This is a genomic window from Wenjunlia tyrosinilytica, assembly GCF_014646055.1.
Classification (GTDB): Bacteria; Actinomycetota; Actinomycetes; order Streptomycetales; family Streptomycetaceae; genus Wenjunlia; species Wenjunlia tyrosinilytica.
Map to the genome: position 1 here is coordinate 1 of NZ_BMMS01000072.1, position 12834 is coordinate 12834.

Here is a 12834-nt window from a genome sequence, read left to right on the forward strand (position 1 = left end):
GGCACGATGCAGTCCGAATCGAATGTCGTCAATCACCGCAGCCATCCTCGCCCTGGAGCGGCAGCGCTGAAAACGCTCAGTGTGTCCGTGGCCGAGGATGTGCCGCCTCGCCATGAGCCTGAAGTGAGGTCCGACGGTGCGTCCGCACGGGGTGCCTGCGGCAGTCCAGGGGCACCGGCCCCTGCCGTTACAGCGGTGGGAGCCGCTGACGTTTCCCCTTGAGGGGAGGGATCAGGGGCCGATGAGTATGCCTGGATCCTGCTGCAGTATCGCCTGCGCCATATCGCGTAGACGTGGGCCGGGATCCAGGCCGTATTCCTCAGCGAGCACCCGGCAGGCCTTTCGGAAGGCGGCCAGAGCTTCGACTTGGCGACCGCAACGGTACAAGGCGAGCATCAAGTCGGCGTGTAGCCGCTCACGTGTGGGGTGCTGGCTGACCAACTCCCGGAGCTCGTCGACAACGTCGTCGTGATGCCCCAGGGCCAGCTCGACAGTCATGCGGTATTCCAGCGCCGCTACTCTCTCATCGTCCAATCTGCGGGCGGCGGCCTGGACCAGCGAACTGTTGATACCTGTCAGCGATGGGCCACGCCACATGGCCAGGCCTCTTCGCAGTTGTCGCAGTGCTTCCGGTAGATCACCGCCGCGCTGAGACTGCCTGGCGGAGGAGACGTTTTTGCGGAAATCGACGGCATCGAGGGTGTACACCCCTTCAGCGAGTCTGTAGCCAAAATCATGAGTCAGGACCGTGTCCTGGGTCTGGCACACGGGTAACAGTGCCTGCCGGAGCATCCAGACACTCGTTTGCAACTGGCCCATGACGGTGCGCGGGGGGTTTCCCTCCCAGATCGCGGAAATGAGGCGCTCGGTTGACACCGGTTGGCCGGAAGACATGGCCAGCAGGACCAGGACGATCTGCTGCCTCTGCCCGCGCAGAGCTATTGCCTGACCACCTGGCCCCACCACTGTGAGAGGGCCCAGGATTCCAATGTGCACTCGGTATGACATGGAGTTCCTGTCGACCACGTACATCCGCGCATCCTCCCCTGATGCACCGACGGCATACGGCGGGCAGCACTCGACTTCGGCAGGCCGCCATAGCTGTGTGTGTGGTTCTGGGTACTGCCGCAAGAGTAGCCGCACACCGAGGCGTCACCGCAAGGGACTCGCCGATCGTAGAGAACCCCGTCATTGCCTCAGCAAAGAAGCATCCCATCCCGAGCAGGTGGTGTGCTGCATTGAGAGGCCGAGTCAGGAGGTGCCTGCGGTCACGTGGCAGACCTCACGAAACTTGGGAAGCCTTGTGCAGCCGCGTGTCCCCCTTCTCCAAGGCGGGATATATCGGGAGGACTCCTTGACGCATGCCGTGAGCATTTGGCCTTCGCCGCGATGAAAAGAGAGCCCCGAGAGCGTTTGCCCGTAGCGTTTGGTGGACGGCGAGTCCCGCGCCACCAAAAAGGGCGGGGCGCTGAGGACCCCTTGGGCGCAGGAGAGGCTTGATGGGAGACGGAGGCCGGCCCCTCACCTGGGAACTGGCCGGATCGCATCCGCTCGGTGACGTGAAGAAGGTGCCGCTCGCACTGCCCCGCATGGCGGACAGGTCGCGCAATCGCTGCCGGCGCCGAGGATGAGTAGAGCCACTACAGGCCGCAGGGAGCACGTGGCGTCTCCTCGCAGGCTGGTCGTGGTGGTTGCTGTCGTCTGACGCACTCTGCTCGCGTCAGGGTCAGGTCGAAGGGTCCGCAGACCGGCGAGCGTCCACCCGGAGCCTCGCCAGGTGGCGCTTCAGGCTCCAGGGCGGCCGGTGTGCAAAGCGGCGACCGGAGTGCGTCTGGAACCGAATCGACAGCGTGCGAAAACGCGCTACGTCCGAGTATTTAAGGAGGCAGGGAGTGATGAAGGTGAAGGTACCGGTTCAGCGCAGCCGTGTGGTGGCCATTGGCGTGCTTCTGGCTGTCGCATCCGTCGTGATGGCGGCTCCAGCCGCCCTTGCCAATAACGACTGGGACAACCTCTACAGTCTGGAGGCCTGCAAGTCCCCGTCGTCGTCAACCTTCAAGTTCAAGGTGTACTACAACTCGTGGAGGAAGGAAGCACACCGGAGCGTCGGGTACAGCGTGTACGACTTCAACGCCCTCGCCCCCGGCGGCAGCATACCCAACACCGTTCCTCTGAAGTACTGTGCCGACACCGGGGCCGGTTCGGAGCAGCACATCAAGAACAACACCGCGTCGGCCGCCAACGACCACACCAGCTACAAGGCGAACATCTACGTCAACAGCGGGTACAAAGGCGCCGTTGACGTCATTGATACGCTCTCCTACTGGTCGCAGCTGGATGACACCTACAACAACAACGCCTCCTTCAAGTGGACGAGCTGACGGCCGACTGACGTTTCGGCACGAAAACGGAAACTGTCAGAGGGGCCCGGGACAGGGCCGGCCCCCAGGAGGCGCCGGACGCCCTCTCGAAGATCGGTTGCGCATGACTGTGTGGCACGGCTTAAGGTCTCAGGCAGGTATGGGTGCGACAATAGCGATCGCCCTGACGGTGTCCAGTGTGGCAGCGTGCACGGGGGCGACGCACAGCGCCAGTCGTCCTGACCGTCCCGCGTTACCGTCGAGACACTTCGAGGCAGCGGATCCGAAAACGTGGACGCTGCCAATCGAGGCATACCTGCCCACCGATGATGAGCAGAAGCAGATAAGCCGAGCGGAAAACACCCTGATCGGCGACTGCATGGACCGTTTCGGCTTCGACTGGCACCCCGCACCGGAACTTCCCAAACTGGGACCGAAGACGCTGACGGACTGGCGGTACGGGATCCACGATGCCGCGTTGGCCGACAAGCGCGGCTACAAGCCCGATGCCGACGAGCAGGCTGCCTACGATGAGGCGATGGAGCGCGGCGCAGTCGACGGCACCACCAGCGGCGGCCCCGACGCCAAAGTCCTGTCCGGACAGATCGCCAAGGTCGCAGGCAAGGACGTCCCGGCCGGCGGATGCGCCGGCCAGGCCAAGCGCAAGGTAACCGGCGGCAAGCCGGAGACCCCCCGGCTTGCTCAGCAGATCAGCAACGACGCGTTCACCCGTTCGAAGCGGGATGCGAAGGTCGCCGAGGCGTTCCGGAGATGGTCCTCCTGCATGAAGGACAGCGGCTACCCGTACAAGGAGCCCATGGACGCCAGTGACGACCCGCGCTTCGCCGCTGCGGACGTCACCACCCGCGAGATCGCCACCGCGACGGCCGACATCGCTTGCCGCAAGCGCCATCATGTCGCCAAGCTGTGGTTCGACGCCGAGGTCAAGCTGCAGAACACGGCGATCGAGACGCACGCCGAAGAGCTGAGCGCCGAACGCAAGAACCTCGACACCGCCGTGAAGAGGGCAGCCCGAGTCCTCGCTTCCGGCAACTGAGGCCCGCCCGCCATGAAGCAGGAATCGGACCCCGATCAGAAGGCCGTGCCTGAGCAGCAGGCAGTGCAGACGGACGAGGCGGCGGCAACAACGATCACCTCGGGCGTCCCACCGCCCGCGCGGTCCGGACTCGCCGGACGCAGACGCACACTCACGCTCGTGGTCATCGGGGCGGTCGCCCTGGGTGCCGGATCCGTGGGCGTCGGCACGTTCATCAAATCACCGGCCCAGGCCGCCGCAGAGAAATCCCCGCCGCCAAGGGATTCCCTGACCGCGACCGTGGAACACCGAGTGCTGACCGAGACGCTGGTCACCCGAGGCAAGGTCGTCGCCTCGCAATCCGTCGCCGTCACTCCCAGCGCCCCGGCTGGCAACGACGTGGTCCGCGCTGTGGTGACCAAGGTCAAGGCCAGACCCGGTCGGTCCCTGGCTGCGGGCACAGTGCTGCTGGAGATCTCCGGCAGGCCGGTCTTCGTTCTCGAGGGCGCGATCCCCGCCTACCGCGATCTCAAGACCGGATCGCGCGGGGACGACGTGGCGCAATTGCAGAGAGCGCTGGCCGCGCTCGGCCTTGCATGCGGCAACGACAGGGCCGGGGTGTTCGGCGAGGGCACCCGGCGAGCGGTCACAGCCTTCTACACACGGATCGGATACAGCCCGGTGTCCGCCGATGAGCCCGGCGAGGAGAAGCAAGCCGGGAAGGCAGATGCCAGCGGCAATCCGGCGCCGCCCCGGGTACAGGCAGGCCCCTTGCTGCCCGAGTCCGAAGTCGTCTACCTGGCCGCCCTGCCGGCCCGCGTCGACAGCGTGACGGCCGAGGTCGGAATGGAAGCCGGGAAGAAGCTGATGACTCTGTCCGCTGGGCCTTTGGTAGTGCAGGGATCGGTGGCCGCGAACGAACGGGACCTGGTCCATCGAGGCCAAAAGGTCCAAATCTTCTCAGAGACCACGGGCAGGCATGCCACAGGGACGGTCCTGGCCGCGGCGCGAACGCCCTCCTCTCCGAGCGACGGCGACCAGCAGCAGACCGCCGACCGCTACTCCGTGCGCATCAGAGCGGACAAGCCGCTCTCCTCCGCCTTCTCTGGCCAGGACGTACGACTGACCATTGACGCCGCCTCCTCCCACGGCAAAGTCCTCGTCGTACCCTCCTCGGCCATCTCCGCGGGCGCGGACGGGCAAACCACAGTCACCGTCAAGACCGCCCACGGGCGCCGACGGGTCGAAGTCCGCACTGGAATGTCCGGCGACGGCTACGTACAGGTCACCCCAACGGCGAGCGCCCGTCTCGCCCCCGGAGAGCACGTCATCGTCGGCGTCCGGCCCGAAAACCCGGTGGGCGGAGCGCGGTGACGGCCCACACCGCTACCCCGCCGATGATCGAGCTGCGGGCGGCAGGCCTGACCTACCCCGGACCGCCACCCGTCGCCGCGCTCACCCCCTGCGACCTGAAGATCGAAGACGGTGAGTACGTAACCGTCATGGGGCCATCAGGATCGGGCAAGTCCACCTTCCTCAACATCATCGGCCTGCTGGACACCCCGACGACCGGCCGCTACCTACTGGACGGCTTCGACACCGCCGCTCTGAGCGACGCCGAACGAACAGGCGTGCGCAGCGCAACCATCGGATTCGTCTTCCAGGCCTTCCACCTGCTGCCCCACCGCAGCGCCCGGGAAAATGTAGAACTGGCCATGCTCTACCAACGCGTCCCCCGGCGCCGGCGCAGCCAACGAGCCCAGGAAGCGATGACCCGCGTCGGTCTGGGCCATCGCCTCGACGCGCTACCGACCCAGCTGTCCGGCGGGGAACGGCAGCGCGTGGCCATCGCCAGGGCCCTGGTCGGCCGACCTTCGCTGCTGCTGTGTGACGAGCCCACCGGCAACCTCGACTCGGACACCGCCAAATCCCTGCTCGACCTGCTGTCCGACCTGCACCGAGACGGCATGACCACCGTGGTCATCACCCACGACGTACAGGTAGCGGCTCGGGGCCAGCGCGCAGTCACCATTCGTGACGGTGTCATGAGCGAACCCGGGCGCCGGGGGGACGACGCATGAAGCTCACCGCACACCGACCAGCACCGCAACCACGTGCCGACAGCGTCCAACGGTCCTCCATCTATGCGCGAGACCTCTTCGTGGAGGCACTGGCCGGGGTCCTGCAGCGCCCCGGCAGATCTGCCCTGACCGCGCTGGGCACCGTGCTGGGCGTCGGCGCCTTCATAGCTGTGCTCGGTCTGACGAGCACCACGGCCTCGCAAATCGACGCCCGCTTCAACGAACTGACCGCGACCCAGGTGACAGTGAAGGACAGCGGTGGAAGCGACGCCGCAAAAGTTCCACTCGCGTTTCCGCGAAACGCCGACGCCCGCATCGAAAGGCTCAACGGAGTGACCGCAGCGGGAGTGTATTGGAGAGTCCGGCTCAGCGCGGACCGGACCGTGAGATCCACCCCCTTTCGCCCATCCGATGAACCACCTCTTCGCACCGATGTCATCGCCGCGTCACCAGGCCTGCTGAACTCTGCCGGACCGCGCATGGCCGAAGGCAGGCTGTTCGACTCCTACCACGACGCAAACCGCCAGCAAGTGGCGGTGCTGGGATCTGCCGTCGCCGCGAGACTGGGCATCACCACCCTCGATACACAGCCCGCCGTCTTCATCGGGAACACCCCGTTCACCGTCATCGGCGTACTCGACGATGTCATACGAAAGCCCGACCTGCTGCTGTCCGTTGTCGTCCCACGAACCACGGCCGAGCACATCTGGGGACCGCCCAGTGACGAACGAGCCGAGATGCTCATCGCCACACGGCTCGGTGCGGCACGGCAAGTCGCAGACGAGGCCGCCGCCGCGCTGCGCCCCGAACACCCCGACTACTTCAAGTCCATCCCGCCCCCTGACCCGAAGACTCTGCGTTCTGACGTCGGTGGTGACCTGAACCAACTCTTTCTGCTGTTGGCACTGGTGTGCCTGCTCATTGGCGCAGTCGGCATCGCCAACACCACGCTGGTGGCAGTCATGGAACGTACGGCGGAGATCGGACTGCGGAGAGCCCTCGGCGCACGGGGCTTCCACATCACCGTCCAGTTCCTGGCGGAGTCAACGGCTCTGGGCCTTCTCGGAGGCCTGATGGGCACGTCATTGGGCACGATCAGTGTCGTCGGGGTCTCCGCGGCCCAGCAATGGACGCCCGTGCTGGATACCGGCGCGATACTCGCGGCACCCGCCCTGGGGTTGGCTACCGGCCTGCTCGCCGGCCTGTACCCCGCGTGGAAGGCTTCTCGTGTCCCACCGGCTGAGGCTCTACGCCGGTGAGGACGATCCTGTCGGCGCCATCCTTGGCCGTCATCGCCCGCCGACAGCGCAGGCCCGCTTCCCGGCGCAGCATGTCGGGCAGCAATGTGTTGACGCAGGCAGTGACAGGCGCGGGGGGATCGTGCCAGGCGCCGACCACACGCGTCGAAGCCGACACGAACAGACGACTCCGCTCTCGTGGGAACGTCCCCCGAGGGAGAGGTACTTGATCGTCGGTGAACGGCGGCAAGGGCGCACGCGTCGCGGCACCCCGGCCCGGGCCACGGTGCCGGGCAGGGGCACTGGATGGACCGTCCATTCACTGGCGAGGACGTGGGGACGAGGAGGCTGGTGACCTGGCACGTCTGTCATCGGCGCCCGCCTCTCGGACGATCTGCGGACGCTGACGGGGCCATCGTCCACGCGGTCCTCACTCCGCCAGCCAACCACCGAGCCGCCGCCCGCGCTTCAGCTCGTTCCCGCGGGCTGGGGGCCGAGTCGTGCCCTAACCGGGCACGGGAAACCCAACGAGAATCGGGGAATCTCTCTTGAGACGCAGAAGACGATCACGCGCGCCGTTGGCCGCTGTTGTGGCCTTCGCTGCTCTGACAGGCGGCCTCATACAGGCCACCGCACCAGCGCTCGCCGCCGAGGCGAAACCGAAACCGTTACCCGTACCTTCCGCCAAGCCGACGCCAACCCCGCCCGCCCGGGTCACAGATCCTGGCAGCACGCTCGGCAAGGGCTGGAACACATCCAAGGACCGGGCCGTCACCGGCGCAGCCGACAGCGACGGCTTCAAGATCCTCGTCGCCGACTCGGCGAAGGCGTACGCGTGGAAGACCACCGCCATCCTCGCCGAGCCCGGTATGCCCGCGGACTCGTGGATCGGCAACACGTGCGTCATGGACCCACACCATGCCGCCGCCGTCTACGCGCCCCGCGCGTTCACAAACAAGCCGGACCTGATGCAAGGCGGGGCATTCGCCGCCGTCGTCAACCTCACCACCGGCAAGGTGACGAAGCTGCCGTTCACCGCCACGCTCGCCTACTTCGACCCGTCGTGCGACACAGTCACGCGCACAGCGGCGTTCACCGCCTTCCGGGACATGAACGACCCGGCGAAGACGAAAACCCGGGTAGTGACCGTGAACACGGCTGGCAAGCAGGGCGCGGACGTGGCGCTTGCCGGTGAGGTGACCAGTGCCGTCCCGGTCAAGGACGGTGCGGTGGCCGCCCGTGGCCGCAGCCTGGTCCATATAGACAACTCTGGCAGCGTGAAGAGCCTTGCCACCGGGTCCGGTGTCCCGTTCGACATACACCCCACAGCAGGCGGGCAGGTCGCCTTCGTCGACCCTGAGGACAACAGCAGCACAGCTCACGCCAAAATCTGGCGCGGCCACGGAACCCCCTCCCTGATCGCCACGGGAAAGCTCGGCGACCTCGAACTCCATCAGGGCGACCAGGGACGGGTGTTCCTCACCGGCCACACCACTAACACCCCGAAATCGGCAGGGACGGACGTCACCCGCATAAGCGCCCCGGCCGATTCGGACGTCTCCACCCTCGGGCGGCTCGCCGTCGGCCAGGTCCTCACCCCCGGCGTCCGGAAGGGCCTCGCCCGTGTGAAGAACGCGGGTCGAGGCTTCGACAAGAGCAGTCTCGGCACGAAGGCTCCGGGGGGCGTGGCCCAGGCGCCGGACACGGTCGATCCGGATCAGCCGACCACCGTGACCTCCACCGCCCCCATCACCGGGAAGAAGATCACCCAGACTGTCACGGCCAACACGCCAGGTAGCGGCAACGGCGCGTTCTCGCCCGCCCTGACCGGCACCTGGGCGACGTCAGCGAGCCGGCACTCCGCAGCCGCCGTGTCTCATGACCCCACGGACCCCGACCGCTGGTGCTCCGTCCCTCGCAACGATGTCCACAGCCTCGCTCTGCAGCCGACTCCGAACCAGGTCGAGTGGGCAGTCGACATGGCCGTACGGGGCGAGTTGCACGCGAAGTGGCTCACCCAGGGCGGATGGCGGGACGAGGCCGGATTGGGCACGGTCGATCCGCAGGGCCTGTTCCCCCGGCCCTCCCTCACCGGAGGCGGCCGTATCCCCGCCAACGTGCTGTTGGGCGTGATGGCGCAGGAGTCGAATCTGTGGCAAGCCGAGGGAGGTTCGATCCCCGGCCAGATGGGCAACCCGCTCGCCTCCTACGACGGCTTCTACGGACACAAGCCGGTCGAGGGCAACCCAGACTCCTACTGGGCAATCCACTGGGACCTGTCGGACTGCGGCTACGGCGTGGGGCAGGTCACCGACGGCATGCGCCTCGCCGGCCACGAGAAGGAGGGCGAGACTGCGCTGTCACCAGCCAAGCAGCGCGGCGTCGCCCTCGACTACGCCGTGAACATCGCCGCCTCCATGTACATCCTCGCCGACAAGTGGAACGAGATCCACGAGCCCGGGCAGACACTCACCCTCAACAACGACGACGCCTCCCGGCCGGAGAACTGGTTCGCGGCCCTGTGGAACTACAACTCCGGCATGAACGACCGCTCAGACGCCGACCAAAACGGCAACTGGGGGTTGGGCTGGTACAACAACCCCGCCAACCCGGCCTTCAAACCGGACCGCAAGCCGTTCCTGGACAGCAAACTCGATCCGGACGGCTGGGCGAAGGACCCCGCCCACCCGCAGGACTGGTCGTACGAGGAGAAGGTCCTGGGCTGGGCCGCATGGTCCATCGACACCGGATACTCCTACGCGACGTCCGGACGGCAGGACTGGCCCGGTGAATCCGGCTATGCCACGGCGGGCTTCCAGCCCGCATGGTGGACCAGTGACCAAGCACGGAGCGAACTCCAGCCGCCCCTCGACACGTTCTGCAACTCGCACAACAATTGTGATGCGGCCAATCCCCCGCACTGCCCGGACAAAGCCTGCTACACCCAGTACTGGTGGCACGAGACCAACGCGACCTGGAAGAACTGCGCCGCCCCCGCCAACGCCTGCGGCAACGAGAGTATCAAATACGCCACCCTGCGCGCCGAGCCGGGGCGCGGCTACCGCCTCCAGAGCGGCACCCCCGTGTGCTCCACGACCGGGCTGCCGTCCAACGCGCTGATCGTTCACTCCATGTCCGACAACATCAACACCTACAGTGACTGCGGAACCACCGGCACCGACGCGGGCCACTTCCAGTTCACCTTCTACCCCAACGAGTCCGCGACCGGTCCCGGCCTTGGCCAGTACGAGGCGAAGGCCGATCTGCACCAGATCGGTGGCGGCTACGACGGCCACTTCTGGTACGCGCACACCCGCGACATCTCCCACCTCGGCGGTGACAGCGGCCTGATGACCATCAAGGGCACCTGGACACTGGACCAGAGCGTGCCGTGGGCGCGTGTCCTGGTCCACCTCCCTGACACCGGGGCGCAGACGAGGCAGGCAGCCTATGCGATCGGCGGCTCCGACAGCACCTCCACGCACCGGATAGTGGAGCAGCGCGCGAACCGCTGGGTCAGCCTCGGCGCCTTCCACTTCACCGGCACTCCCAGCGTCACCCTCACCAACGCCACCGACGACGGCACGGCGGACGAGGACATCGCCTGGGACGCCGTCGCCTTCCAACCGCTCCCCGGCAAACCGAACCACGTGGTCGTCGCCATGGGCGACTCGTATTCCTCCGGTGAAGGCGCCTCGGATCCGGGAGGGGACGACTACTACCCCGAGTCGGACCATGCTGGCAAGGTCGACGGGGACAAGGTCCGGGACGACTGCCACCGCTCCAAGTACGCGTGGACCCGGCGGGCGCTTCTCCCCGGAGAAGCCTTGTCCACCACCGAGTTGGACGACACGTGGAGCGCTCGGATGGACTACCACCTCATCGCATGCTCCGGCGCCCGCCACTACAACATCCTCGACACCTCTCAGGCCGGGGAACTGCCACAGATCCAACAGGGCTATCTGGACCAGAACACGACCCTGGTCGCCCTGTCGATCGGCGGGAACGACATGGCGTTCGCCGACATCATCACCAAATGCATCATGGCCGTGACGCAGAAGTGCCAGGACGCGTCGATCGACGAGCGAAACCCGGACACCGGGGAGAAAACCGGCAACAGCACGCCCGCGCTGAAAAACTGGGCGCCGGCCTGGGCACATGAAACGGTCCGGCCCCGGCTCGTGAAGACCCTGGTCGCACTCCACGGAAAAGCCCCGCACGCGAAGATCGTCCTGATGGGCTACCCGAGGCTGCTGGAGAGCGCGGGCCAGTGCGTGCCCGGTATCGGCACCGCAGAAGGTCCATGGCTCAACAGCATGGCCGACACCGTCGCGAAGGAGATGAAGGGAGCCGTCGACGACGCCAACGCACAGAGCCAGGTGAACGGTGTGTTCGCCGACCCCCGTGACGCGTTCGCGGGCCAGGCGATCTGCGGCGATCCCGAGACGATCCACGGCATCGTCCTCACGGGACGCTCCAAAGCGGACAACGCGGCACCGAAGCCTTCGATGAAGTCGTTCCATCCGAAGGTCTCCGGGACACTCAACTACGCGAAGGCATTTGTGGGAGCTCTCGCACAGTAGCGGCCCACCAGTCGCACCCCGGGGGCGCCGGACACCGTTCCGGCGCCCCCGGGCCTGCCGTCTGAGTACGTTGACGGATACCAAGTCGCCCGGGAGCAGGAGGAGGATCGTGACCATGGGCTATCTCATGCAAGCGGCGAAAGCTGCTGCCGCGGCTGTCGCCGCCACGTTGGCCGGATGGCGTCTCTTCGAATCCCTCTATGTGTGGGCCGATCACGCTGCCGACACGGAAGTCGACTCGGGACAGTCGGAGTGGTTCGCAGGAACCACCCAGTACCTCGTGGCCAACGCGACAGGATGGGTGTTCTTACCGGTAGCGGTGTGGGGACTTCTCAGACTCATACGAGTGCGAGGCAACCATCTTGCCATCATCATCTCCGCCTTTGTCTGGGTGGCCTTCACCGCTCCCCATCTCGTTGGTTCCCACCCCTCCCCGGCCACGGTTGTCGCATGGGTGGCCGTACAGACCGCCGCGACGGCCGCGGCATCCGTGGCGCAGTCGGCCGTCACGCCCGCGAACAAGGCAATGCGGTGAGCTGGAGAACGAGGATGAAACAGGCCATGGGGCGCATGGCGCATATCTTCGCGACCACCGGTGTCGTCGTGGTCGGCAACGCCTACGACTACTTCAGCAGGACCCGCCCGAGGACGGTGCGCCGACGCGCCGGAAGCCGCCCGGCACAGCAGGCCCGTGACAGGGCCGAACAAGAGCTTCGTGGCATCGCCCGCGCCTACGATGCCTGCCCCTCACTCACCCTCCGTCTGCTCACCCTGGAGGACGTGTGCACAGGCGGCGGCGGATGGACCTTCACCTCCGACAACGACTACAAGGTGTCCTGCACCCTGTACTTCACCGCCTACTACAGCACTCAAAGCGAAGTGGGCGACGCACTCCAGGAGATCCTCACCGCAGGCGCCCGACCAGGATCTCCCATCCCCTTCAGCCCCGCCATTACCTCCTTGCACGGCGCGCGGGAAACGGGCCAGTTACTCGCCGCCGGCCAGACCCTTTCCTGGGAAACCTCCCGGCATGCGGTCGAAGAGCCCCGCCCATGTATGCGGCAACAAAGTGATCCGCCCGTGTACCGGTGCCTGCACGAACCCGAGGACCTGACCGTGGCCGCCATCCGGGAGGCATACGGCACGGTGCTCCAACTGAACCTCAATCCTGTCGGCTACTTCCGCATCGGCAAGCATGGCAAAAAATTCCGCAACCGATGAATGGATGTCCCTGCCATTCCGCGGTGCTCGGGTGACGGCAGCTCGGGCGAGTGGACCAACGTCGGCTACGGCGACCAGTTCTTCCGGATCAACAAGATCGACGACGGAGCCGCACACGGATTCTCCGTCTATGGCCAGTCGTACATCGACACCACCAAGGCCGACTGACAGCAGCCACGACGACGAGGTGCGCTTCCCCCCTCTAGCGCCCCTCATGGCTGGACGTTCGCTTCACTGAGCGTTTTCAGCGCTGCCGCTCCAGGGCGAGGATGGCTGCGGTGATTGACGACATTCGATTCGGACTGCATCGTGCCC

The 12834-nt window shown here is 66.3% G+C and carries 10 protein-coding genes; 9 read left to right on the forward strand and 1 reads right to left on the reverse strand.

The features are described from left to right. Window positions 1-231: 231 nt before the first annotated feature. Window positions 232-1032, reverse strand: coding sequence for an AfsR/SARP family transcriptional regulator (locus IEY86_RS34805; protein WP_189135909.1), 801 nt, complete (start codon window positions 1030-1032; stop codon window positions 232-234). An 863-nt stretch (window positions 1033-1895) separates the two neighbouring features. Here IEY86_RS34805 and IEY86_RS34810 point away from each other — a divergent pair. From IEY86_RS34810 to IEY86_RS34850, 9 genes are all read left to right on the forward strand, one after another. Continuing rightward, a complete protein-coding gene (locus IEY86_RS34810) occupies window positions 1896-2381 on the forward strand; it encodes a hypothetical protein (RefSeq protein WP_229699039.1) in 486 nt (161 codons plus the stop codon). Between the two features lie 139 nt (window positions 2382-2520). Then, a complete protein-coding gene (locus IEY86_RS34815; RefSeq protein WP_229699040.1) occupies window positions 2521-3417 on the forward strand; it encodes a hypothetical protein in 897 nt (298 codons plus the stop codon). Between the two features lie 12 nt (window positions 3418-3429). Next, a complete protein-coding gene (locus tag IEY86_RS34820; protein WP_229699041.1) occupies window positions 3430-4770 on the forward strand; it encodes a peptidoglycan-binding protein in 1341 nt (446 codons plus the stop codon). A gap of 23 nt (window positions 4771-4793) precedes the next feature. Then, complete coding sequence (locus IEY86_RS34825; RefSeq protein ID WP_189135917.1) at window positions 4794-5477, forward strand: ABC transporter ATP-binding protein; 684 nt, start codon at window positions 4794-4796, stop codon at window positions 5475-5477. Beyond that, window positions 5474-6736, forward strand: coding sequence for an ABC transporter permease (locus IEY86_RS34830; protein WP_189135910.1), 1263 nt, complete (start codon window positions 5474-5476; stop codon window positions 6734-6736). Before IEY86_RS34825 ends, IEY86_RS34830 begins: the two co-directional genes overlap by 4 nt. A 557-nt stretch (window positions 6737-7293) precedes the next feature. Next, entirely contained in the window at window positions 7294-11298 is a 4005-nt protein-coding gene (locus tag IEY86_RS34835) for an SGNH/GDSL hydrolase family protein (protein WP_229699042.1), read from the forward strand. 109 nt (window positions 11299-11407) lie between these two features. Further along, window positions 11408-11833, forward strand: coding sequence for a hypothetical protein (locus IEY86_RS34840; RefSeq protein ID WP_189135911.1), 426 nt, complete (start codon window positions 11408-11410; stop codon window positions 11831-11833). A gap of 35 nt (window positions 11834-11868) precedes the next feature. Further along, a complete protein-coding gene (locus IEY86_RS34845) occupies window positions 11869-12519 on the forward strand; it encodes a hypothetical protein (protein WP_189135912.1) in 651 nt (216 codons plus the stop codon). Continuing rightward, window positions 12520-12687, forward strand: a complete 168-nt coding sequence (locus IEY86_RS34850) for a hypothetical protein (protein WP_189135913.1) — start codon at window positions 12520-12522, stop codon at window positions 12685-12687. It abuts the gene before it with no gap. Window positions 12688-12834: the final 147 nt, after the last annotated feature.